Origin of the sequence: Suilimivivens sp. (assembly GCF_037359455.1) — a bacterium.
GTDB lineage: Bacteria > Bacillota > Clostridia > Lachnospirales > Lachnospiraceae > Suilimivivens > Suilimivivens aceti.
This window is the reverse complement of record NZ_JAXXXI010000045.1, coordinates 67493-91830: the sequence shown is the minus strand read 5'-3', so window position 1 is coordinate 91830 and position 24338 is coordinate 67493. Positions and strand designations below refer to the sequence as shown.

The 24338-nt window shown below is 46.9% G+C and carries 20 protein-coding genes; 2 read left to right on the top strand and 18 right to left on the bottom strand.

What is annotated here, in order from left to right; genetic code table 11:
- Positions 1–106: 106 nt before the first annotated feature.
- From rsgA to WJQ40_RS09485, 16 genes are all read right to left on the bottom strand, one after another.
- Positions 107–982, bottom strand: coding sequence for a ribosome small subunit-dependent GTPase A (gene rsgA, locus WJQ40_RS09560; RefSeq protein WP_337539654.1), 876 nt, complete (start codon positions 980–982; stop codon positions 107–109).
- Positions 983–985: 3 nt separating this feature from the next.
- Entirely contained in the window at positions 986–3241 is a 2256-nt protein-coding gene (gene pknB, locus WJQ40_RS09555; protein ID WP_337539652.1) for a Stk1 family PASTA domain-containing Ser/Thr kinase, read from the bottom strand.
- Between the two features lie 27 nt (positions 3242–3268).
- Positions 3269–4012, bottom strand: a complete 744-nt coding sequence (locus WJQ40_RS09550; protein ID WP_317246625.1) for a Stp1/IreP family PP2C-type Ser/Thr phosphatase — start codon at positions 4010–4012, stop codon at positions 3269–3271.
- Entirely contained in the window at positions 4009–5091 is a 1083-nt protein-coding gene (rlmN, locus tag WJQ40_RS09545) for a 23S rRNA (adenine(2503)-C(2))-methyltransferase RlmN (protein ID WP_337539647.1), read from the bottom strand. The genes WJQ40_RS09550 and rlmN overlap by 4 nt, the downstream gene beginning before the upstream one ends.
- Positions 5088–6449, bottom strand: a complete 1362-nt coding sequence (gene rsmB / locus WJQ40_RS09540) for a 16S rRNA (cytosine(967)-C(5))-methyltransferase RsmB (protein ID WP_337539645.1) — start codon at positions 6447–6449, stop codon at positions 5088–5090. Before rsmB ends, rlmN begins: the two co-directional genes overlap by 4 nt.
- A gap of 14 nt (positions 6450–6463) precedes the next feature.
- A complete protein-coding gene (locus WJQ40_RS09535; protein WP_118797726.1) occupies positions 6464–7189 on the bottom strand; it encodes a zinc metallopeptidase in 726 nt (241 codons plus the stop codon).
- A gap of 22 nt (positions 7190–7211) precedes the next feature.
- A complete protein-coding gene (fmt, locus tag WJQ40_RS09530) occupies positions 7212–8150 on the bottom strand; it encodes a methionyl-tRNA formyltransferase (protein ID WP_262574096.1) in 939 nt (312 codons plus the stop codon).
- Positions 8151–8167: 17 nt separating this feature from the next.
- Complete coding sequence (gene def, locus WJQ40_RS09525; RefSeq protein WP_118797724.1) at positions 8168–8641, bottom strand: peptide deformylase; 474 nt, start codon at positions 8639–8641, stop codon at positions 8168–8170.
- Between the two features lie 21 nt (positions 8642–8662).
- Positions 8663–10909, bottom strand: coding sequence for a primosomal protein N' (priA, locus tag WJQ40_RS09520; RefSeq protein ID WP_337539641.1), 2247 nt, complete (start codon positions 10907–10909; stop codon positions 8663–8665).
- Between the two features lie 18 nt (positions 10910–10927).
- Entirely contained in the window at positions 10928–12418 is a 1491-nt protein-coding gene (locus WJQ40_RS09515; RefSeq protein WP_337539638.1) for a UDP-N-acetylmuramoyl-L-alanyl-D-glutamate--2,6-diaminopimelate ligase, read from the bottom strand.
- Positions 12419–12672: 254 nt separating this feature from the next.
- Complete coding sequence (pfkB, locus tag WJQ40_RS09510) at positions 12673–13611, bottom strand: 1-phosphofructokinase (RefSeq protein WP_337539635.1); 939 nt, start codon at positions 13609–13611, stop codon at positions 12673–12675.
- Between the two features lie 12 nt (positions 13612–13623).
- On the bottom strand, positions 13624–15402 hold the full coding sequence (gene recJ / locus WJQ40_RS09505) for a single-stranded-DNA-specific exonuclease RecJ (protein WP_337539632.1): 1779 nt from the start codon (positions 15400–15402) through the stop codon (positions 13624–13626).
- Positions 15403–15490: 88 nt separating this feature from the next.
- The gene (secD, locus tag WJQ40_RS09500) at positions 15491–17740 is read right to left on the bottom strand and encodes a protein translocase subunit SecD (protein ID WP_337404922.1); all 2250 of its coding nucleotides are present in this window, start codon (positions 17738–17740) and stop codon (positions 15491–15493) included.
- 2 nt (positions 17741–17742) lie between these two features.
- Entirely contained in the window at positions 17743–19134 is a 1392-nt protein-coding gene (scfB, locus tag WJQ40_RS09495) for a thioether cross-link-forming SCIFF peptide maturase (RefSeq protein ID WP_337539629.1), read from the bottom strand.
- A gap of 131 nt (positions 19135–19265) precedes the next feature.
- Positions 19266–19409, bottom strand: coding sequence for a six-cysteine ranthipeptide SCIFF (gene scfA, locus WJQ40_RS09490; RefSeq protein WP_118797717.1), 144 nt, complete (start codon positions 19407–19409; stop codon positions 19266–19268).
- Between the two features lie 79 nt (positions 19410–19488).
- Positions 19489–20778 carry a hemolysin family protein gene (locus WJQ40_RS09485; RefSeq protein ID WP_337539625.1) on the bottom strand — a complete coding sequence of 430 codons (1290 nt, stop codon included), beginning with the start codon at positions 20776–20778 and terminating at the stop codon, positions 19489–19491.
- A gap of 124 nt (positions 20779–20902) precedes the next feature.
- Between WJQ40_RS09485 and WJQ40_RS09480 the strand changes: the two genes are divergently transcribed.
- A complete protein-coding gene (locus WJQ40_RS09480) occupies positions 20903–21277 on the top strand; it encodes a TIGR04086 family membrane protein (RefSeq protein WP_337539623.1) in 375 nt (124 codons plus the stop codon).
- On the opposite strand, the gene WJQ40_RS09475 is transcribed toward WJQ40_RS09480, so the two are convergent.
- Together WJQ40_RS09475 and WJQ40_RS09470 are read right to left on the bottom strand one after the other, a co-directional pair.
- Positions 21269–22615 carry an MATE family efflux transporter gene (locus WJQ40_RS09475; RefSeq protein WP_337539621.1) on the bottom strand — a complete coding sequence of 449 codons (1347 nt, stop codon included), beginning with the start codon at positions 22613–22615 and terminating at the stop codon, positions 21269–21271. The two genes, WJQ40_RS09480 and WJQ40_RS09475, sit on opposite strands and share 9 nt — an antisense overlap.
- 12 nt (positions 22616–22627) lie before the next feature.
- On the bottom strand, positions 22628–23143 hold the full coding sequence (locus tag WJQ40_RS09470; protein ID WP_337539619.1) for a hypothetical protein: 516 nt from the start codon (positions 23141–23143) through the stop codon (positions 22628–22630).
- Between the two features lie 255 nt (positions 23144–23398).
- Here WJQ40_RS09470 and WJQ40_RS09465 point away from each other — a divergent pair, with 255 nt between their 5' ends.
- Complete coding sequence (locus tag WJQ40_RS09465) at positions 23399–24292, top strand: DegV family protein (protein WP_337539618.1); 894 nt, start codon at positions 23399–23401, stop codon at positions 24290–24292.
- Positions 24293–24338: the final 46 nt, after the last annotated feature.

The window sequence follows — 24338 nt, the reverse complement described above, 5'->3', positions numbered from 1 at the left end:
AAACGGCCAGAACCTCTTCTGGCCGTCCTCATGAAAAGTATGTCGGGCATTAATGGTTTGGTTAGTTACCACTAACTATTCTATCTGCAAGACATCCTTTTGTCAACTAATATTTTCTTCTGTTTTTGATTTCTTCATAAAGCACCTTGTAATTCTCATATCTGACCCGGCTGATATCGCCTCTTTCAAGGGCATCCTTTACCCCGCAGACCGGCTCGCTGATATGGGAACAGCCTGTAAATTTACAGTATTTCTCATAAGGTGTAAATTCCGGATAAAACCCCTGTAGATCTTCCTTTTCCATCTCTCCAAGATTAAGGGATGTAAATCCCGGTGTATCAAAAATAAAGGTATCCTCGGAAAGTGCGAAGAGCTCTGCATGTCTCGTTGTATGCTTTCCTCTTTCAATCTTTCTGCTGATCTCGCCGGTTTCCATATTTGCCTGCGGATAAAGAGCATTAATGATCGTGGACTTGCCAACGCCACTTGGCCCTGCCACCACTGTGGTTTTGCCCTGCAGCCTCTCTCTGATCGTATCTATGCCTTCCTGCAGCTTTCCGCTGACAAAAAGCACTTCATAACCGCTTTTTCCATAAGCCTCGATCAGTTCCTGCTTTTCCTCTTCAGTGGCAATATCCTGCTTGTTAAAGCAGATCAGACAGGGAAGGGACTGCTCCTCCATGGTGATCAGAAAACGATCCAGAAGATTATAATTGGGATCCGGCTTCACGATAGCAAAGATCACAAGTGCCTGATCCACATTGGCGGATGCCGGACGGATCAGTGTGTTTTTCCTTGGCAGGATCTCTGTGATATTACCGATCATTTTTTCCACGTCCACCGGCACCATCTCTACCAGATCTCCTACAAGCGGCTTTTTCTGCTCCTTCCGGAATATTCCCTTGGCCTTGCATTCAAACAATCCTAATGCTGTATAAACATAATAGAAGCCTGCAATTCCTTTGACGATCTTTCCCTGCATGCCCTACTCCTGTACAAAGTTTACTGCACGGCGGATCTCTTTATTCTCTGTCGATCCTTCCGTGGTTGTGACACTGCCGTCCTCATTTGTGATCGTGGAACCTTCTATCGTGTTCTGATACTGGAAAAGAATATAACCGGTACTGGTCTTGATCCCGGTAATATTCTGCTGTGCAATAGGGAATGAAGATGTCTGCGTACTCATCAGCTGTGTCCCGTCATCTGCCATCAGTGTCACTGTCACCGTTGTTCCCGATTTGTAATTAGGATCCTCCGCACTGGTTGGCGGTGTAATACTGTCTGTAAAACGGTAGGTTGCCTGCGCAGGGCCTGCACTGACATGAATATCTACCCTGGTACCCGCATCTACATAGGTTCCTGCAGAATAGCTCTGATAGCATACAAGTCCAAGATAATCTGTGTTATTGTTCGTAACCTCTGTTACACTGCCAAGCTGGAGACCGGCTTCCACCAGAATACTCATGGCCTCATCTTCACTTTTTCCCATCACATCCGGTACTGAAATCTTGGCATTTTCAATGCCTGTACTGATGCAGATCGTAACTGTAGCCCCGGAAAAAGCTTTACTTCCCCCTTCCGGTGACTGGCTGATGACATTTCCCTTCTGGATATACTGGTCAGCTGCAGATGTCTTCGATACCTGGAAGCCCTTCTGCTCCAGATTGGAAACTGCCTCCGCCTCTGAAAGTCCGACTACCTTTGGAACCTCGATCCCTTCTGATCCTGCACTGACTGTCAGTACGATGTTGGTTCCTTCATCTACCATTTCCCCTGCATTCGCACTGGCCTTGATGACAATGCCCTGCGCATACTGGGTATTTTCTTCATACTGGATCTCAGGTGTGAGGTTTATATTGAGCAGGGCAACCTTTACATCATCAATGTTCTTTCCAACGACATCGATCATTTCTACCTGCTTCTTTTCCTCTGTCACCTCTTCTTCACTGTCCTGGCCTCCTGTATGGAACAGACCGATCGCCCGTCCTGCCAGAAAGAGTATGATACAGCCGATGATAACGGCTGCCACGATCGCAAGGATCGTAGTCAGTCTTTCCATACCAGAAGTGGTTTCTTCTTCCTCATCATCCTCTTCCAGCTCTTCATCAATTTCATAGTCCTCATCAGGTTCATACTTTCTCCTGCTGTGATAAACGTCCTCCCGCTCCTTCTTTGGCGGCTGGGGCTGTGGCTTTGGCTTACGCTTTACCTGCTTCTTGCCGGAAGGCTGCTGTTTTTTCTTCTGTCCGGAGGGCTGCTGTTTTTTCTGCACATTTCTGCGCACCTCCTCTTCCTTACGAAGATGCATGGCTTCCTCAATGGAAGCGCCGGACTGCTTCTTGATCTGTGAATAATCCTTATCTGAGATCATTCTTGTGGATGCTTCCTCATCTGCATTGACCTGCTTGACAAAATTTTCATCAGGAGTCATCAGGGAACGCTTCAGATCCGTGATCAGCTCACCCATGGACTGGTAACGTCTGTCCGGACTTTTCTGACAGCATTTGAATACGATCTGCTCTACACTGACAGGGATCTCTGGTACGAAATCTCTTGGAGAAGGCAGATCCTCCTGAATATGTTTAATGGCGATCGCCACTGTAGTTTCCCCGTTAAAGGGCACTCTGCCCGTCAGCATTTCAAAAATCGTGATTCCAAGGGAATAGATATCACTCCGTTCATCTGAATATCCACCTCTTGCCTGCTCCGGTGAGGTATAATGTACCGATCCCATCACATTGGAGGTAATAGTATTACTGGTTGCTGCCTTGGCAATACCAAAATCTGTTACCTTTACCTTGCCTTCCTTGGAGATCATAATATTCTGGGGTTTGATATCCCTGTGGATGATATGATTGTTATGGGCAGCTTCGATACCCATGCTCACCTGGATGGCAATACTGACTGCCTCCTTCACCGACAGTCTGGCCTTTTTCTCGATATACTTTTTGAGGGTGATCCCCTCTACAAGCTCCATGACAATATAATAAATACCGTCCTCTTCACCGACATCATATACATTCACGATATTGGGATGCATCAGGCCTGCTGCTGCCTGTGCTTCTATTCTGAATTTGGATACGAAATTGGCATTCTCACTGAATTCCTGCTTTAATACCTTCACTGCAATAAACCGGTTCAGCTTATGATCCTTTGCCTTGTAGACATCGGACATACCACCTGTACCGATCTTTTCCAGTATTTCGTATCTGTCTCCTATCATCATTCCTATCTTAATCATGTTTACCTCTCCATGCTTCGTGGGTCTTTAATCTTCGTTCTCTCTGGCGAACGCATCAATCAGAATTACCGCTATGTTATCTCTGCCGCCGTTCTGGTTGGCCGCATCGATCAGTCTCTCTGCTCTTTCCTCAATCGTACCCGGAGTCTTCAGTATCCTGCCGATCTCTTCATCCTCTAACATATTGGTCAGTCCGTCAGAGCACATAAGTATCAGATCTCCACTCTTCAGTTCTTCATGAAAGAAGTCAATCTCTATGGTATCTCTTGCACCAATTGCTCTGGTAATAATATTCTTATCCGGATGGTTTCTTGCTGCCTCTCTGTCAAGGCCTCCCATCCTGACCATTTCCTCCACCAGGGAATGATCCCTTGTAATCTGTCTTACTTCCTCATTAATGATATAAAGTCTGCTGTCACCTACATTTGCTACCTGCAGATATTTACCAAGAACGGTCGCTGCTACTACTGTAGTTCCCATACCATACAGGCTTTCATCTTCACGTGCTTTTCGTCTCACCTGATCATTGGCGATCCGGATTGCCCTGCTTAAAATACGGATGGGGCTCTGTTCAAAGCAGCCTTTGATCTCCCGTACCATGGTTTCCACTGTACACTTGGAAGCATAATCACCCGCCTGATGACCTCCCATACCATCTGCAACGATATAAACGTTCTTCAGGTTGCCTACAGCTTCATCTGATGAATATACAAAATCCTGATTCAATTTTCTTTTTCTGCCGATATCCGTTACAGAAAAGGACTTGATCACTTTCCTACCTCCTGTGGTGTCTCTTCTATATGTCTGCGCCGCAGCTGTCCGCAGGCACCATCAATATCTCTGCCCAGTTCTCTCCTAATTGTAGCATTATTTCCGGAGAGTTCAAGCGTCTTTTTAAACCGCAGAACGGCCTTCTCCTCTGACTGTACATAGTTTCTTTCCTTGATCGGGTTCACCGGGATCAGATTCACATGGCAGTTTAAGGGACTGATCAGGGCGATCAGTTCTCTGGCATCCTCCGGGGTATCATTCACCCCGCCTACCAGACTGTATTCAAAGGTAATCCGTCTTCCTGTCTGTTTAAAGTAATAGGCACAGGCCTCCATCAGCTCCTTTATGGAGTATTTATTAGCAATGGGCATAAGCTTTCTTCTCTTCTCATCTGTCGTCGCATGCAGGGAAAGTGCCAGTGTGATCTGCAGCTTTTCATCTGCAAGCTCCCTGATCTTTTCTACAATGCCACAGGTGGACACAGTCACATTTCTCTGACTGATGTTCAGTCCCTCTTCTGCTGTCAGAAGCTGCAGGAACCGGAGCAGATTGTTATAATTATCAAGAGGTTCCCCTGTTCCCATCACAACTACATTGGAAACCCTCTCACCTGTGATTCTCGTAATGGCATAGATCTGATCCAGCATCTCAGAGGGCAGGAGATTCCGCTCGAGGCCATCCAGGGTGGAAGCACAGAACCGGCATCCCATCCGGCACCCCACCTGTGAAGAAATGCAGACGCTGTTTCCATGCTTATAACGCATGAAAACGCTCTCTACTACATTGCCGTCAGGCAGTCCGAACAGATATTTCCTTGTTCCATCAATCTTTGAGATCTGTTCCCTGACGCAGATCAGGGAAGTATAGGTAAATCTCTCCCGGCATTTTTCCTTCAGTGCTGCCGGGATATTGGTCATTTCCTCATAATCCTCTGCCAGCTTCTGGTGCATCCACTGATATAGCTGTCCTGCCCTGAATTTCTTTTCTCCCATGGCTTCCATCTCAGCCGTCAGTTCCGGAAGTGTAAGTGACTTGATATCTGTTTTTTTCTCCGTTAAAAGACCTGACTGTTCCATCATGTCTGTTTATTCTCCTGTTTTTTCAGTCTGGCAATAAAAAAACCGTCCGTCTCATGTACTCCGGGAATAAGCTGTAACATGCCATCTTTTCCCTCTTCCTTCAGTACCTCTGGCAGATACGGGGAAAGGGATTCCAGCCCGAAAGGGAACTGCCTGGTAAGCCACACTGCATTTTCTTCATTTTCTCCCTGGTTGATGGTACAGGTACTGTAAAGAAGTATGCCGCCGGGCTTTACATAGGAAACGGCGTTTTTGAGGATCTCACGCTGCAGCGCCTTAAGGCTCTCAAGTCCCTCTTTTTTCGCATGATAGCGGATATCCGGCTTCTTTCCCATAATACCAAGTCCGGAGCAGGGAAGGTCTGCCAGTACCACGTCATAGACTTCTTTATCTTCCTCGCAGAAGATCCTGGCGTCTCCTTCTGAGACTTCCATATTCTGTATTTTCATTCTCTGCTGGTTTTCACGGATCAGTGCTGTCTTCTCCTCACTGATATCCCTGGAGACCACCAGTCCTGTCCCTTTCAGCTTCTGTGCTGCATGGATGCTCTTACCTCCCGGTGCTGCGCAGAGATCAAGGATCCTGTCACCCTCCCGGATCCCGGCACATTCACAAACCAGCATACTGCTCACATCCTGCACCTGGAACAAGCCTTCCTCAAAGCCAGGGAGTGCCAAAAGCCCTTCTGCTCCTTCGATACAGTACGCATAAGGTAAATAAGGATGTGCCGACATCTTACAGCCGGTCTTTTCAATGGCTGAGATCAGCCTTTCCTTTTCAGATGCAGAAAGATCCTCTTTCAGTCTGATCGTCACAGGCTTTGTCTGCAGAAATGCTTCCAGCATCCTTCGTGTCTTCTCTTCTCCCTGCTCTTTCAGAAGCTTTTCAACAAGCCATGCAGGCATGGAAAACTTCACGGAAAGTGCCTTTACCAGATCCTTCTCTTCCTCCGGGAAATAGATCTGTTCTTTATTTCTGGCAATATTACGCAGTACCCCATTAACAAAGCCGGAAAGCTGGCGGAAGCCTCTTTTTCCTGCAAGCTTTACCGCTTCATTGCACACAGCCCGGTCCGGTACACTGTCCATGAACAGAAGCTGATATACACTGCTGCGCAGCAGATTTCGTATAAATGGTTTCATTTTGACTGTGGGCACTTTGGAGAACTGATCCAGCACATAATCGATCTGGATACATCTCTCCACGGTTCCCTCTACCAGCCGTTTTAAGAACGCCTTATCCCGGCTGTCTCTATAATTATATTTCTGAAGCACACTGCGGATCACCAGATGACAGTAGCTTCCTTCTTCCATAATCTCTGACAGCATATCCACTGCCAGCTCTCTTATATTTTCCAATCCGGTATGCCTTCCTAATCTCTGTCCCTTCTGCGGTTACTCAGCATCAGCAGTCGCAGCAGCTGTAAAACAGAAGAAGCTGCCGCAGCCACATAGGTGAGTGCTGCTGCCGTCAGTACATTTCTGCAGTCCCCAATCTCATCCGAAGACAGCATGCCATAATCACGAAGCATGGAAAGCGCCCTTCTTGACGCATTGAACTCTACCGGCAGTGTTACGATCTGGAACAGCACCGCCAGGGAAAAGATCCATACACCGAGCATGGCTAATGAAAAATAATCGCCATTTGGAAGCCGGAAGCCGATTCCAAGGATCAGTCCAAGGATAACGATAGGAAGACCAAGCTTTGAACCAAGATTTGCCGCCGGTACCAGAAGGGATCTCAGCTTCAGCGGCAGATATCCCTTTTGATGCTGCACAGCATGACCGCATTCATGGGCTGCCACACCGATCGCCGCTACCGAATGGGAATCATATACCGCATCGGAAAGCCGCAGAACCTTTTTTGACGGATCATAATGATCTGTCAGATCTCCGCTGATATGCTGGATCGATACGTCATGGATCCCCGACATGGCAAGGATCCTCGCCGCTGCCTCTGCACCGGTCATTCCGCTTCTGCTTCTGATCTTCGCATACTTTCTGTAGGTATTATTGACGTTGCTGCTTGCCAGCATACAAATAACAGCACCAATGATTACCAGAATATAAGTTGGGTCAAAACCATAATAATAGCCCATATTTCATCTCTCCTTTTTCTGATCAGTGTAATGCTTCTCCCACTTTTACCTCATAGCCCCTCATAAACTCCGCACAGCTCATCCGTTTCTTTCCCTCAGGCTGCAGGGATCTGATCCTCAGGGCACCCTCTCCTGTTGCCAGCGTAAAGGATTCCTTATCCATGGCGATCACTGTGCCGGGAACCGGATTTTCTGCATTTGCACATTCTGACACCACATCAGCTTCCCAGATTTTCAGTATCTTTCCTTTATAATGGGTAAAAGCACTGGGCCAGGGATTCAAGCCCCGGATCAGTCTTTCAATGGTCACGGCAGACTTCGCAAAATCGATGTTTCCCATATCCTTTGTGATCTTTCCTGCATAGGTTGCCAGTTCTTCCTTCTGTACCACAGGAGTAAGCTCTCCAGCCTCGATCTTTGGCAGAACTTCCACGATCAGCTCTGCCCCAGTTTCCATCAATCTGTCAAACAGGCTGCCGCCGGTTTCCTTTTCATCAAGGACAACTTCCTTCTGCAGAAGAATATCTCCGGTATCCATTCCCTTTGCCATCTGCATGATGGTCACTCCGGTCTTCTCTTCCCCGTTGATCACACACCACTGGATCGGCGCTGCTCCCCGGTAAGCCGGAAGGAGGGAGGCATGGATATTGATACAGCCAAGCCTTGGCATATTTAAAATTTCTTCTGATAACAGCTGTCCGAAAGCTGCCACTACGAAGATATCTGCCGGATACTTCCTAAGTTCCTCTACGGCATCCTTTTCTTTGATTTTCAAAGGCTGCAGCACCGGAATACCATAGGACAGGGCGCATTCCTTCACCGGTGAATACTGCACCTCCCGGCCTCTTCCTTTCTGTCTGTCAGGCTGTGTCACTACTGCCGTCACTTCGTGTCCGGCTTTCAGGATCGCCTCAAGCGGCGCTACCGCAAAATCCGGTGTTCCCATATAAATAATCTTCATCCGAACCTCTCCTTACATTACTGCTCCGGGCTTTCTGTGCTCATCAGTTCGCCCTCTACCTTTTCCACATAAAGGTGACCGTCCAGATGATCGATCTCATGGCAGAAAGCTCTTGCCAGCAGCTCTGTTCCTTCAATTTCAAAGGGCTTCATCTCTTCATCATAAGCTCTGACCTTTACATAATTCGGTCTTGTTACCACGCCGGTCTTGCCTGGCAGGGAAAGGCAGCCTTCATTGCCGGTCTGTTCTCCGCTTGTCTCGATAATAACCGGATTGATCAGCAGGATCGGATCCTCTCCTGTTACGTCAATGACTACGATCCGCTTCAGGATTCCCACCTGAGGCGCTGCCAGTCCGACTCCGTCTGCATCATACATGGTCTCAAACATGTCTTCGATCAGCTCCGCGATTCTTTCCGTTACCTCTGTGACCGGCTTACAGGTCTTGTTTAAAACCGGATCACCCATTTCCCTGATATTTCTGATTGCCATTCCTCTCCATCCCTTCTGTCGTCAATATGTGTTTACCGGGTCAAAATCAAACTGTACAAATGCGCTGTTTCCCGGCAGATTTTTTCTGTAGTTTTCTGTCAGCTCCTTATAGATCAGCAGTTTCTGATAATCCTTTTCCTTACAGTATATCACAAAACGATATATATCATTTATTTTGGAGACTGCAGCTTTCGACGGTCCGATAACAGAACCATCTGATCTGCCACTTTCTTCCTGATAGTTTCTGAGGATCCTGCCTGTTTCTTCTGCTGCCGCGAGAGCCTGCCCTTCCTCCTTTGAAGTAAACAGGATCGCCAGCAGATGCTCTGCCGGGGGATATCCCATAAGCTCACGATATCCCATTTCCTCTTCATAAAAAGCCTCGTAGTCCTGGTTTGCAGCAAGGGTAATGCTGTAATGATCCGGCTGATAGGTCTGTATCACTACCTCTCCCTTCCTTACCCCTCTCCCGGCTCTGCCTGCCGCCTGGGTCAGAAGCTGAAAGGTTCTCTCCCCGCAGTGATAATCACTGTCATTTAAGGAAAGATCCGCTGCCAGCACGCCCATCAGCGTCACCTTTGGGAAATCATGTCCCTTTACGATCATCTGGGTTCCAAGGAGAATATCTGCTTCCTCCCCGGCAAAGGAAGAAAGAATCTCCTCATAGCTTCCTTTTCTCCGGGTCGTATCTGCATCCATACGGAGCACTCCTGCCCCCGGAAATCTCTTCCTGATCTGATCCTCGATCTGCTGGGTTCCCGCCTTAAAGCCCAGGATATAGGGCGATCCACAGGACGGGCACTTCTTTGGCTCCTGCATTTCATATCCGCAGTAATGACATACTAATTTTCCACCTCTGTGCTGTGAAAGAGATACATCACAGTGGGGACACTTCATCACGAGTCCGCAGGATCTGCAGGACACAAAGCCTGCATAGCCTCTCCGGTTCAGGAACAGCATGATCTGTTCCTTTCTGGATAGTCTGTCCTCTATCAGCTCCTGCAGCTTTCTGCTGAAAATAGAGCGGTTGCCCTCCTTCAGCTCTTTTCTGAGATCCACGACTGAAACATCTGCCAGCCTGCCGCCTGTCAGTCTCCTTGTCAGGGTAAAGAGCTCATATTCGCCCTTTTTTGCCCTGCTGTAAGCCTCCAGGGAAGGTGTGGCAGAGCCAAGCACAAGACTGGCTCCTTTAAGAGAAGCAAGGTACTCTGCGGTTTCCCTTGCATGATATCTTGGCATGGTCTCACTTTTATAGCTCGGCTCGTGTTCCTCATCGATCACGATCATGCCAAGCTTTTCAAAAGGTACAAACAGAGCTGATCTTGGCCCTATGATCACATCAATCTCACCTTTTCTTGCCCGCTCACACTGGTCGTACCTCTCCCCCTCGGAAAGGCTGGAGTTTAAGACCGATACCCGGTCTCCAAAACGTTTGTAGAAACGAAGCAGGGTCTGATAGGTCAGGGCAATTTCAGGGATCAGCATGATACACTGTCTTCCTCTTTTTACCGTTTCCTCTATGAGGGAAAGATATACCTCTGTTTTGCCGCTTCCGGTAATACCATGGATCAGGTAGGTTTTACAGATCCCCGCATCCCTGTCAGCGATCACTGTATCTACGATCGCCTGCTGCTCGTTGCTGAGTTTTTTTTCTTCCCTCCTGCCGGCTTCCAGTCGTACCGGATTACGATAATAGCTCTCTGTCTCTACTGTAATCACCTGCTGTGAGATCAGGCTTTTTATAGTCGATGGTGCTATATGGAGTTTTCCTGTCACCAGTTCATAAGGAAGCTTTTTTTCTTCTGTCAGCGCTGCCAAAAACCTTGTCTTTCCCGTCTGATGCTTCCTTATGCTCTCTGCAAGAAGTGAACGGATCTCTTCCCCGGTCATCTGCCGTACGATCGTTTTCTTTTCCTTCGCCTTTACTTCCCTCTTCACAGGAAGCACTGTCTTCAGGGCAGCGATCATAGTGGAGCCATAGGTTTCTTTCAGAAAGACTGCCAGCTTCAGCGCATCCTCTGACGGAGAAACCTTCTGCTTTGACAGGCTGTAGATCTCTTTCATTTTTTCTTCGTCAAACTCTGCCTGATCTGTGATCTCCACCACATAACCGGCCGAAAGACGGTTTCCCCTTCCAAAGGGCACCATCACACTGGTTCCCACAAGCACCGTCTCTCTTAAGGCCTCCGGTATTTTATATTGAAAGGTCCGATCTACCTTTTCATGGGAAATGTCAATAATGACATCCGCATATTTCTTTTCCTTCATGCCATTCTCCCGGAAGGGTCAGCTCCTGTCTGCCCTCTCCTGCAGGATCTCTGCAATCAGGACTCTTTCATCCATAGGATACTTGACCCCTTTGATCTCCTGATAATCCTCATGTCCCTTTCCAGCAAGAACGATAATATCTCCCGGCTGTCCATGATCGATCGCATAAGCGATCGCCTCCTTCCGGTCGCAGATTTCAATATATTTTCCATCTGTTTTATCAATCCCTGTCTTAATATCAGCCATGATTGCAAGCGGTTCTTCAAATCTTGGATTATCCGAAGTAATGATCGTTAAATCAGCCAGCCTTCCGCTGACCTCTCCCATCTCATACCGGCGGAGTCTGGAGCGGTTACCGCCACAGCCAAATACACAGACAAGTCTTGCTGGATGATATTCCTTCAGGGTGGAAAGAAGACTGTTCAGACTCATGGCATTGTGCGCATAATCAATGAGCAGGGTAAATTTGTCAGAAACCGGCACCATCTCGATCCTGCCCTTTACATGAGCCTTCAGAAGTGCCTCTTTGATCTTCGGGATCTCTACCCTGAAATGTCTGCAGACAGCGATCGCTGTCAGTGCATTATACACACTGAATCTGCCTGGTGTCGGTACCTCCACCTCGAAGTCCATCTTTCCTTTTACATGGAAATCAACCCCAAGCTCTCCCGGCTTGTCAATCAGCTTCAGATCCTCCGCATAAAGATCTGCTGTCTTGTCAAAGCCATAGGTTTCCAGATCACAGGTATGCCCCTTAAGTACTGCCTCCATGTGTTCGTCATCCTTATTGACGATCCCATGACGGCACTGTTTGAACAAAAGTCCCTTGCATGCCTGGTATTCTTCAAAGCTCGCATGCTCGTTCGGTCCGATATGATCAGGCTCAAGATTGGTAAAAATACCTACTTCAAAAACAAAGCCCTGGGTTCTGTGGAGCTTGAGTCCCTGGGATGCCACTTCCATGACTACAATCTCTATGCCTGCATCCACCATCCTCCGGAAGGTTTCCTGCAGAACGAAGGATTCCGGCGTGGTGTTTTTGGACGGAATATGGGTATCCCCTATGATCGTTTCGATCGTTCCGATCAGTCCCACTTTATATCCTGCACTCTCCAGAATAGATTTGATCAGATAAGTACTCGTCGTCTTACCCTTGGTTCCCGTGATGCCGATGACCTTCAGCTGGTCTGCAGGGTGCCCGAAATATGCTGCAGCGATAAATGCCATGGCATATCTGGTATCCTCCACCCTGATCACGGTTACATCACTGTCCTTTGGTATCTCTGCGTCCTTCTGCACGACCAGTACAGAAACGCCTTTCTCAAGAGCCTCTGGTATATAGCTGTGTCCGTCTGTATTGTATCCGCAGATACAGATGAACAGACATCCTTCTTTTATCTTTCTGGAGTCGTATACAACCTCATTTACACATTTGTCCACATTGCCCCTGACACACTCATAAGACAGTCCTGCCAGCAGGTCTCTGCAGCAATACTCTTTTTCCGTCATTTTCATTCTCCTTTTTTGCCAGCTATCCTTATAATAAAATAGCATGACTGCCATGTTTTTTCAACTGTGGGGTTGTTTTCTGACGCACTGCAGACTTATCCATTACAGACAAAGCAAAACCCCCGGGGGATACCGGGGGTTTGCTTTTCTTATGAGGGGGGAGATAGTGAGTTGTTCAACTATCTTGGTTATTATAATACCCAGTAAATGTGTACAAATTGTGACTACTTCCTAATAAAAGTATAAAATCAAAATTAAGAAAAAATAAATAGGTTCTCCACTGTCACCTTCTGCATCAGTTCTTCCGCAAATTCTTTGGAAAACACGCCGTTCTCTGCTGTTGTTGCATTCGCTGCCGAAATCGCTGCCGCCTTCACAAGTGCCGTCTTTGCATCTTCTCCTGCAAGCACAGACATGGCAAGGGATGCCACTGCGGTATCACCGCAGCCAACCGTATTGACTGCCTTGATCTTCGGCGGTCTTGCCGCGATCCTTTCTGTTTCTGATATATAAAGAAGTCCTTTTTCTCCCATGGAAACGACTACGCTGTGGACACCTTCCCGGCAAAGCATAAGTGCAGCCTCCGTGATCTCTTCCCTGTTCCTTAAGCTTCTTCCTGTAAGATATTCCAGTTCCTTTGTGTTTGGCTTGATCAGGAAGGGTTTTCCTTTGATTCCTTCCCGGAGGCTTTCCTTACTGGTATCAAGGATCACCTTTTTTCCAAAGGAGGAAGCCTTTTCGATCAGCTCCCTGTATATATCCGGGCTGATGCCAGGAGGCACACTGCCGCTCATTACCACTAGCTCCGTATCTGCAAGTGCCTTCTCATAATCTTCCCGGAATCTAGAAAGCTCCGTTTCTGTGACCACCGGACCAGGCTCCAGGATTTCTGTCACATAACCGTCCCCGGTGATCAGGTTGGTATTGGTTCTGGTGCTTTCGGAAATCTGTGTAAAGGCACATTCTGCCGAAAACTGTCTGACTCCGTTTTCGATAAAAATACCTGTATGTCCCCCAAGGAATCCCATGGCTCTCACCGGAAATCCATAACCGGCCAGCACCCTCGTGACATTAATTCCCTTTCCTCCCGGAAGATTTCTGACCCTGTCCATACGATTAACCTGTCCAGGGCACATCCGTTCCCCGAAGCAGGTTTTATCTAAAGCCGGATTGAGTGTTATTGTTGTGATCATACATTTCCCTCCCTAACAGTAATACTGCATGACGATCTGGATACTTTCCCGTCCCATATACCGGTTGATCTCCGGATAATAGACCATACTGACCGTAAGCCCTTCAAAGCTCCTGCTGCCACTGTACAACGCCTCCTTTTCATGCTCTCCGTACGTTTCACTAAGGAACCTGTCCAGCTTCTCCATATCTCCAAAATAGATCATATCATATCCACTGCCGCTTTCATCTGCAATTCTGAATTTTCCAACATTTCTGTTCTTACCCAGAATCTTCCCGGATAACAGGCGTACATTTTTCTGCGCAAATACGGGTTTTGGATTTCCTGCTCCAAAAGGTTCTAAAAGCGACAGCTCCTTTACAAAATGATTATCGGCATAGGATAACGGCATCGGAACATCTATATGTACAACTTCTCTGAAATCCTCCTCTGTCAGGGTGGAATTTTCATTCAGCCTTTTCCTGAGCTCATTTAAATCTCCCTCACCTGCCAGGGAAAATCCGGCTGCCATCTTATGGCCGCCAAATTTCGTAAACAGCTCCCGGCACTTTGACAGCTCCTCATACATGGAATAAGCTTCGATGGATCGTCCGCTTCCCTTGATCCCTTCCTCTGCCCTTGTCGCAACCAGTACAGGCTTATGATATTTTTCCTTCAGCCTTCCTGCTATGATCCCTGCAATGCTTTCATGACAGTCCGGCAGATATACCACAAGCACCGGATCCTGCTCTCTGCCTTCCGCCTCCAGCATACGGACTGCTTCACTGACACCATCCTCTGTCATCTGTTTACGGCTGTCATTCAGGCTTTTCAGGTCATAGGCCTCTGTTACTGCTTTTTTGAAATCCGTCTCCTCAAATAATCTGAGTGCCCTGTCAGCACTGTCCAGCCTTCCTGTCGCATTCAGACAGGGTCCAAGGATAAAGCCTGCGTGATAAGGAGACAGCTCCTTATCCATCAGGTCATTGACCTGCAAAAGAGCCAGAAGCCCCGGATTCTCCGTTTCCTTCATCTGCTGCATGCCATACTTCACAATGATACGGTTCTCGTCACGAAGCTCCATCACATCACAGACCGTAGCCAGTGCTGCGAAAGGAAGGAGCTCTTTCTGCAGGGACTTTTTCTTTTCTTCCTCTCCTGACTTTTCACAGAGGGCTTCTATCAGCTTATAGGCGATAAGGGCACCGCAGATTCCCTTAAAATGGCTGGTATCCGCACTCTGCTTGGGATCCACCACCACATCTGCCGGTGGCAGATGATATTCCTTATTCCCGTTTTCTTCTGTATAGGGCACCTCATGGTGATCTGTCACAATCACGGTCATTCCATAATCTCTGGCAAGACTGATCTCTTCAAAAGCCGCGATGCCATTGTCACAGGTGAGGATCGTGTCCACCTCATCCTCTCTGGCATTTTCGATCAGGCTGATGTTTAGCCCGTAGCCATCCCGGATCCGGTGTGGAATCACACGATCCGCCTTTCCGGAAAGTGCCTGGATCCCACGGCATAGAATATAGGTACTGCAGATCCCGTCTACATCATAATCTCCGATCACACGGATCTTTTTTCCCTCCCGGATCTTTAAAAGCAGCAATTCTGCCGCTTTCTCCATTCCATACAAGGCAAAAGGTGAGGGTCTGTCAGCCAGAGTCCCCTTCAGGAACAGACGGATCTCCTCATCTTCTGTCAGATCCCGGTTTCTCATGATCCTGGCAAGCACCGGTGTAATCCCATATTTCTGTGCAATCGCGTTAAAATCAGCCTTTTTGGCTGCCACCATCCATTTTTCCACGTCTTCTCCTTACTCCTCAGAAAGGAAAAGGCAGGGACATTCTTCCATTCAGAATATCCTTGCCTTTTCAGATCTATTTCAGATTCTTTTATTTATTCTTTTTAGCGAAACACTTTCTCAGCACTAACCACAGGGAACCTGCGATGCATACAGAAGAATAAGCACCACAGAGGATACCTACCATCAGCGGCAATGCAAATTCCTTCACGCTTGTCACGCCAAAGATATAGAGCATGGCAACCATGATAAAGGTGGTCAGGGAAGTAAAGATACTTCTTGACAGAGTCTGTGTGATACTGGTATCTACAATAGGCTCAAGACCATCCTTCTGGCTCATGCTTCTCATATTCTCACGGACACGGTCGAAGATAACGATGGTCGCATTGATGGAATAACCTACGATGGTCAGCATGCAGGCAATAAATGTAGTACCTACAGATACCTTTGCTACCGCATAGAAGGTCAGCACAACCAGCACATCATGGAGCAGACAGAGTACGGAGCTTGCACCAAAACGTACATCCTTGAAACGAAGCCATACATAGATCAGCATAAATACTGCTGCTACCAGCACAGCTACGATGGATTCCTGCTTCATTTCATTACTGATGGTGGAGCTGATGGTTTCCGCTGTGATCTTCTCTCCGTCAACCTCAAAATTATCTGTCATGGCATCCTTAAAGGACTCACGCTCTTCCTGTGTCAGGGATCTTGTTTTGAAAATAACCTCATTGGTTCCGTCGATTTTCTGTGTCTGTACATTACCGTCACCGGTAATATCCTCGATCAGCGGAACTACCCTGGAATCAATATCTGCAAGGCTCATATCCTCATTGAAGGTGACACTTGTAGAAGTACCGCCAACGAACTCAAGGCTGTAATTCAGAGGGTTTCCTGTCTGTGCCTTATTCACGCCCATAAAGACGAAGCCTGCAATGATCACGGCAAGGGAAGCGGTAAAGAAAACTGCCTTCTTCTTTGTGAACTGAACTGCCTTTCTCTCTCTTGCTACGCCATACAGCTTCGGATTTGTAAGCCCAAGGGCAAAGAATGCTTTCATGATCAGCTTAGTCACTACCATGGCTGTAAACATGGATAATACAATACCAAGTGCCAGTGTATAGGCGAATCCCTTAACAGTACCGGAACCCATCACTGCCAGCACTGCTGCAGCGATCAGGGTGGTGATATTTCCATCGATGATAGCAGACTGAGCTTTCTTGAAGCCAATATCGATCGCTGTCTTTACCGTTCTGCCCTCTGCCAACTCCTCGCGGATTCTGGCAAAGATAATAACGTTGGCATCTACTGCCATACCTACTGAAAGAATAATACCTGCGATACCGGGCAGGGTTAATGTAATATCAAAACCATTCAGAAGAATGATGATCAGCTCTACATAAAGCGTCAGTGCAAGACTGGCTGCCACACCGGAAATGTAATAAATCGCGATCATGAATACAACAATGATAGCAAAACCGATCAGACCTGCCTTGATGCTGGTAGCGATTGCTTCTCCACCAAGCTGTGCACCTACCACCTTGGAATGAAGCTCCTCCAGCTCAACCTTCAGACCACCGATACGGATAGTGGACGCAAGCTGCTCTGCGCTTTCATAATCAAAGTTACCACTGATCTGCGCCTTACCATCTGTCAGGGCTGCCTGTACCCTTGGAGCACTGATGATCTGTCCATCATAATAGATACCAAGCGTTTCGCCCTTCTTGTATGCTCTTGTAGTTGCATCTGCAAACTTTTTGGTTCCCTCCGTTGTCATGGTAAGATCAACAACAACCTCAGAATTGTTCATATTGTCTGTAGCAGTCGCTGCCTGGGCATCCTTGACATCCGTACCGGAAAGAGGTGCACTGCCCTCTGCCACGATCGTATCAATATCCTTGGTCAGCATATAAACCACATTGCCGCTTGCATCCATGGTTGCCTGATAGTTGGCATTGCCATCCTCATCTGTTTCGTAGATGAAATACAGGGAACCGGGTTTGCCAAGCTCTGCCAGAATGGCATTGGCATCTGTTACACCGGGGATCTCGATATTGATCCTGTCATCCCCCTCCTGATACACAACAGCTTCTGTACTGTAATTCTCTACACGCTTCTGCAGCTTGTAGATCGTATCTGCCATATCCTCGCTGCTCGGCTTTTCTTCGCCTACTGCCTGATAGGTGATGCTCACACCGCCTGCCAGATCAAGACCAAGCTTAATGTCTGATGCAGAACCGGATCTGTCTGTTCCGATCCCTTCTGTTGCTGTGTATCCGAGACCGCCAAGAAGCAGCACCAGAACGATCAGCACAATGATTGCTCTACTCTTTTTCATTTTTATTCTCCTTCTTCTTCGGCCAGCGCCGCTTTTATCATGATCGCACACTCTATGCGCTTTCTCTGCAATTCACATCCGATATCATAGGCATCGTTGATGCTTCCATGGAAATTGTAGGAGTTTGCGGCACAGCCGCCGCTGCAGTAGAACTTGGCAAAGCATTTCCTACATTTGTCCTTCGCATAAACATTGCATGTCTTAAACTCGTCACGGATGTCGGTTCTTGTAATACCCTCATCCACATTTCCCATTAGAAACTCCTCATGACCCACAAACTGATGACAGGGATAAAAATCACCCCAGGGTGTCACAGCCAGATACTCGGTGCCTGACCCACAGCCTGACAGCCTCTTGGCCACGCAGGGACCACCCTTCAGATCTATCATGAAATGGAAGAAATTCACACCTCTTCCTTCCTTCTTTCTCTTCAGAAGTTCTCTGGCCAGTTCATCGTACTCTTCGAGAATAGCCGGAATATCCTCTTCCGTAATGGCATAGCTTTCCTCCGGTGCTGCCACAACAGGCTCCACGGAGATCTGTTCAAAGCCAAGATCTGCCAGATGCTTCACATCCTCTGCAAAATCCAGATTATTATGGGTAAAGGTTCCTCTGACATAATAGTTCATCTGGTTTCTGCTCTCTGCCAGCTTCTTAAACTTGGGAACAATAGTATCATAGCTTCCCTGTCCGCCTCTGTGAGGACGCATCAGATCATTGATCTCCTTACGTCCGTCGATACTGAGTACCACATTGGACATCTCCTGATTCAGGAAATCCATGATCTCATCATTTAACAGGATACCGTTGGTCGTCAGGGTAAAGCGGAACTTCTTGTTATTCGGTTTCTCAAGGCTCCTGCCATAAGCTACCAGATCCTTCACGACCTGCCAGTTCATCAGTGGCTCCCCGCCAAAGAAGTCTACCTCCAGGTTGACACGGTTTCCAGAATTTGCCACCAGAAAATCCAGTGCCTTCTTACCGACCTCATAGCTCATCAATGCTCTTCTTCCATGATACTCCCCTTCCTCTGCAAAGCAATATCTGCAGGCAAGGTTACAGTCATGGGCAATATGGAGACAGAGTGCCTTTACAACAGTCTGTCTGCCCTTAAAGTCAGTAATATACTTCTCGTAAATATCCTCTGTATAAAGTAATCCCGCATCCTTCAGTTCAAGAACCTCTAAAAGAGCTTCCCTGATATCAGCCTCTTCATATTGATCCTTCAGGGCAGAAAGGACTGTATCCTCCAGTTCTTCTCCCTCTCTGGACGTACAAAGAGCCTCTTCTACAGCCGGGATCACATCATAGACTACGTCATCTACCACGTGGACAGATCCGCTGTTCACATCCAGTACGATGTTGTAGCCATTGTTTTTGTATTGATGTATCACGTTTCTGTTTCCTTTCCTGTGCGATATTGTGTAAACTTGAAAACGTAGAATAAGCAGCGATGATCCACCGCTGCTTACATACCTTATCTACTTGTTGATAAATACCGCACCTTCACTCCGCTTTTCAGAGATTATTTTGCATGCTCACAGCTCTGGTTTCCCACAGTACAGCTTGTTTTGCAAGCTGACTGGCAGGATGTCTGGCACTCGCCGCAGCCGCCCTTCTTCATAGATTCCTTTAAGTCTCTCGTTGTTAATGTCTTAATACGCTTCATAATCTTATCTCCTTAAAAGCAAATTTCTCTTTCCAAACCGGTATCAATATACCGACATTATTTGATATTATAGCATAGGTCATTCCTTGCTGACAAGAGGAATCTCTTCTGCCTTTTCCTTTTTCTGATCTGGCAGTGTCATCAGCACATTGACGATCCTGTTCTGCCTGATATCTCCTGTCTTCAGGATGATCCCGTCCGGCAGTGTGATCGTCTCCCCGATCTCAGGCAATCTGTCAAGACTCTCGATCAGCAGGCCACCAATGGAATCATAGTCCTCTGAATGCAGCTCTGTACCAAGCTCATCATTGATATCATCCAGCTTCATGCTGCCTTCTACCAAATAGGTTCTTTCTCCCTTTTTCTGGATCTGCTCTTCTTCATCCTCATCATATTCATCCCGGATCTCCCCGACGATCTCTTCCAAAAGATCCTCCAGAGTGATCATGCCGACAGTTGCACCGTACTCATCCAGCACAAAAGCCACATTGATCCGCTTTTCCCGCATTTCCAGCATCAGATCAGCTGTCTTTTTGAATTCATATGTATAATAGGCTTCCCTGATGATATCTTTAATATGGAAATTGCTTCTCTCTTCCACCAGGATAAAGTCCTTGATATTGATCAGACCAATGATATTGTCCTTATCCCCACTGAAAACGGGAATTCTCGTATACATACATTCCCGGAACAGTGCCATCACCTCTTCATAGCCTGCGTCCTCGCTGATGCTTGCCATATCGATCCTTGGGATCATGATATCCTTGGCTACCGTATCTGAAAAATCAAATACATTATAGATCAGCTCTCTTTCCTCTGATTCGATCACACCGTCCTCATGACTGACTTCCACATAGGTACGCAGTTCCTTCTCCGTCATAGCGGTATGTAGATCCTTATCCATATGGAACAGCTTTTTCATTCCCTCTGTAATGGCATCCACCACGAAGATCACCGGTGTCATTACCTTCATCAGTCCCGATATGACCGGTGCATAAAAAAGAGTCAGGCTCTCTGAATAAGCCGCAGCTGCATTTTTAGGCATGATTTCACCTAGGAACAGGATAAAAACCGTCAGGATTCCTGTTGCGATTCCTACCGTCAGATTAATTTTGATTGCAAGGGTAGTAGCCAGTGATGAAGCTGTCAGATTCACGATATTATTACCGATCAGAATGGCGCTCAGCATCTTTCCATACTGTTCCAGAACAGAAAGGGCTGTTTTCGCACGTTTGTTGCCTTCCTCTGCCATTGCCTTAAGACGCACCCTGTTCACCGTAGTCAGTGCTGTCTCTGCAGAAGAAAAGAATGCAGAAAGCATGATAAGAATTAAAATAATAATCAGTTGTATGACACCATCGGTATCCAAAATTTAAATCACTCCTTGTTTTTAATATAATGAATAAAATATACAATACAGAGGTATTACCTGTCAAGTTCACTCATATCATTTAAGTATAAAGATTATGTAATTTCTGAAACAGGAGGCTCTTATGTTCCCTACGAAAAATCCTGGCAGCCGCCTTACCTTTATCCTAAAGGATCTGCTTCTTTCCTATCTGCTGACCGCGCTCCTTCTCCTTTTGCTTTCCCTGCTGCTCTACCGCTTTTCTCTCAGCGAAAAGACAGTCACCCTGTGCATCACCGGCATCTATATCCTTGTTACATTTCTTGCCGGATTCCTCGCGGGTAAAAAAGAAGGCTGCCGGAAGTTTCTTTTTGGTCTTCTTCTCGGCGGTCTTTATTTTTTCATCCTGCTTCTGATCTCCCTGATTGTCAATCACTCGCTGCAGGGCTTTTCCGGGCATTTCTTTACTGTTCTCCTGCTCTGCTGCGGCAGTGGCATGCTGGGTGGCATGCTAAGCTGATGTACCTTCCCTGTCCTTCATTTTTAAAACAGGACTCCGTACCATATTGACCACTAAAGGGATCACCATGATAAACCATACAATGGGCTCAGCCACAATGATGCCATAATATCCGATCGCTGGTGCCAGAAGCAATGCGATCAGCACTTTGCCAATCATTTCAAGGGAGCTGGAGATCACCGGTGTCCTGTTATCTCCAAAGCCCTGCATGCTGTTCCTGAACAGACATATCACAGTCGGTACATAATAAAATGGGGTATTCACACGGAGATACAGCGACGCTGTATCAATAATATCCTTCTTCTGTGTAGCCGTGACCGTACGGATCAGCCATGGTGCCACTGTATAGGCACTGATGATCACCCCGGTGCACCAGACAAATGTAACAAGAACCGTATCTCTAATCCCCTGCCTGATCCTGGAGTATTTTCCAGCTCCAAGGTTCTGTCCGCAATAGGTTGCCAGTGTCGTACCCATTACCGAAAACGGCAGCATATATATAGAAGAGATTTTTCTTGCCGCCGTATGGGCAACAATGATATCTGTACCAAAGGTATTGATACTTGTCTGCAGTGCCATTGTACCGATACCTACCAGTGACGTCATAAATCCCATGGAAAGTCCCGCTCCGAAAAGCTTCTTATATAATATCATATCAGGTTTAAAATCTTCCTTCTTAAGCGTAAGCTGCGGATACTTTCTTCTCATGTAGAGAAAACACAGAAACGCTGAAACCGCCTGTGCGATCACAGTTGCATAGGCCGCCCCTTCCACACCGGTATGGAGGCACAGGATAAATCCATAATCCATGGCAATGTTCAGGAACGCTGCGAGGATCAGGAACAAAAGCGGTGTAAAGGAATCCCCGATCGCACGGAGCATGGCTGCGCAGATGTTATAAAGAGTTGCTGCAAGAAGCCCTGCTATGACGATCCCGATATATCCCCTTGCTGCTGCAAAAAGCTCCGGTGAAATATTCAGGAGCTTTAACAGTCCACTCATATTCAGGAGACACAGTCCGCTTAAAACAACTGCACAGCAGGAGCCAAGCAGGATCGTTCCCCCCATAGCCTTCTTCATCTGCCTTTCGTCCTTTGCACCAAAGCAGGTGGCGATCACAATGGCAAACCCGTTGGTCAGTCCATTCAGAAAAGACAGCAGCATATCGCTGAGTGTTGTTGTGGCACCAACCGCAGCCAGCGCTTCATCCCCCAGTGTCTGTCCCACTATCCTTGTATCTGCCAGACTGTAGAATAGCTGAAAAAGCTGTCCCACAAAAAGAGGCACAGCAAAAAGCAGGATCAACCGGATCGGTTTCCCTTTTGTCAGATCTTTCATAATAAGCTTCCCTTACTGATGCTTTACTACCGCTCTTGCGATCACATCAAAAACTTCCTTCAAAACATGAAACAACACCATAATAACCGAAACCAGCGAAAATCCAAGGATCACTGCCGTTACGGAGAGCATCATTTCCTCATGGCTGTAATGCCTGCTCGGTATATAATTCTTGCACTTCTCTGTCACACAGGCGATCGCACACAGAATCCCCGCTGACAAAAATGTCCTGATGACCCAGTACCACCTATAAAAGGTCACATGGATCGTCAGCGTCCCCAGAATGCCGATCACAAAGAAGGCCACGATCCTTCCCGTCTGTCTGAACTGATAGGTCATCGCCAGAATCTGCATTTCTGTCACCGCTTCCCCATATTTCTGAACCGCCAGATACTGGATCAGTTTCTTTCCTATTAATTTGGTCTCCTCTCCGTCCTGCACAGATAGATAAGCAACCCCAAAAACCCCTGACAGAAAAAGGATCCACAGAAAAAAAGCAATCAGTGGATGAGATTTTTTCTTTTCCATAAATAATACCCGCTATATCTCTTTAACTAAAACCCGTTAAAATACTCTTCTGAATTTATGATGTCAGATTTAAGTATAACACATCTGTCAGGTAAATGGAAACAGGGACAAATTTAAGGTGTTTTTATCAATAACTGTTTTTCAAAATCCATTGACATAGTATTGATAACTACATATAATGTTTGTAACATGTTACAGATACCGATATTTATCTCTGTACTCATCAGCATTATATAGAAAGTGAAGGATAATCCTATGTTTCAGATTGTAGTTGATTCTGCCGCCAATATTCCTGCGGAGCTTGTAAAAAAATATGATATCAGAGTCATCTCCTTTGTCAACTATGTAAATGGTCAGCCTCTGACCTGCTTTGATCCTGACCTCACCATGGAGCAGGAACGTGTCAAAGGAAAAGAGTATTATGATGCTCTCCGTGCCGGTGCCGAGATCAAGACCGGCCTGATCAGCAGCGGTAATTTCGAGGAATGCTTCCGCAGCATTATGGAAAATAATGAGGATGTCCTTTATTTTTCTCTCAGCAAAAATATCAGTGGTACTTATAACTCTGCAAGGCTTGCAGCAAAGGAGCTGATGGAGAATCCTCCCATGGGGCGCAGGATCCGTATGATCGATTCCTTAAATGCTTCCCTTGCACAGGGTATCCTTGCTATCTATGCCAGTGAGATGAGAAGACAGGGAATGGATTTTGACACTATCGCCGATACGCTTGAAGCTTATCCTGCCAGAATGAACGGTGTCTTTACCGTAGGTGATCTGAAGTATCTCGCAAAAACAGGCCGGCTCAGCGGCTCTACTGCCCTGATCGGCAACATCCTCAGCATCAAGCCGATTCTCCGTGGCAATAAAGACGGCTACATTGTCCAGTATAAGAAATGCCGTGGCAGAAAGGCCGCTTTAAATACACTGGTTTCCCTTGTCTGCGAAACCATTATTGATCCAGAAGAGCAGATCATCGGTATCGCCCATGCTGATTCCTATGAGGATTCCCTTTACGTCATGGAAGAGATCCAGAAACGGATCCAGGTAAGGGAATTCATCAATACCTCCTATGACTACTGTACCGGAAGTCATGTAGGTCCGGATACCATCGCCCTGTTTTATATGGCAAAGGACAGAGAGCTGCTGTAGGATCTTTGTCTTATAGATAACCTTCAGGGCTGCCATGCCACCCTTG

Coding starts and splice junctions, on each gene's coding strand:
- fmt (WP_262574096.1), bottom strand. CDS start 8,150: ATGAAGATTATTTATATGGGAACACCGGATTTTGCGGTAGCGCCGCTT.
- rsgA (WP_337539654.1), bottom strand. CDS start 982: ATGCAGGGAAAGATCGTCAAAGGAATTGCAGGCTTCTATTATGTTTAT.
- def (WP_118797724.1), bottom strand. CDS start 8,641: ATGGCAATCAGAAATATCAGGGAAATGGGTGATCCGGTTTTAAACAAG.
- scfA (WP_118797717.1), bottom strand. CDS start 19,409: ATGAAGCGTATTAAGACATTAACAACGAGAGACTTAAAGGAATCTATG.
- WJQ40_RS09475 (WP_337539621.1), bottom strand. CDS start 22,615: ATGAAAGATCTGACAAAAGGGAAACCGATCCGGTTGATCCTGCTTTTT.
- pknB (WP_337539652.1), bottom strand. CDS start 3,241: ATGATTAAGATAGGAATGATGATAGGAGACAGATACGAAATACTGGAA.
- pfkB (WP_337539635.1), bottom strand. CDS start 13,611: ATGATCACAACAATAACACTCAATCCGGCTTTAGATAAAACCTGCTTC.
- WJQ40_RS09465 (WP_337539618.1), top strand. CDS start 23,399: ATGTTTCAGATTGTAGTTGATTCTGCCGCCAATATTCCTGCGGAGCTT.
- WJQ40_RS09515 (WP_337539638.1), bottom strand. CDS start 12,418: ATGACGGAAAAAGAGTATTGCTGCAGAGACCTGCTGGCAGGACTGTCT.
- secD (WP_337404922.1), bottom strand. CDS start 17,740: ATGAAAAAGAGTAGAGCAATCATTGTGCTGATCGTTCTGGTGCTGCTT.
- priA (WP_337539641.1), bottom strand. CDS start 10,909: ATGAAGGAAAAGAAATATGCGGATGTCATTATTGACATTTCCCATGAA.
- WJQ40_RS09470 (WP_337539619.1), bottom strand. CDS start 23,143: ATGGAAAAGAAAAAATCTCATCCACTGATTGCTTTTTTTCTGTGGATC.
- rlmN (WP_337539647.1), bottom strand. CDS start 5,091: ATGATGGAACAGTCAGGTCTTTTAACGGAGAAAAAAACAGATATCAAG.
- WJQ40_RS09480 (WP_337539623.1), top strand. CDS start 20,903: ATGTTCCCTACGAAAAATCCTGGCAGCCGCCTTACCTTTATCCTAAAG.
- WJQ40_RS09535 (WP_118797726.1), bottom strand. CDS start 7,189: ATGGGCTATTATTATGGTTTTGACCCAACTTATATTCTGGTAATCATT.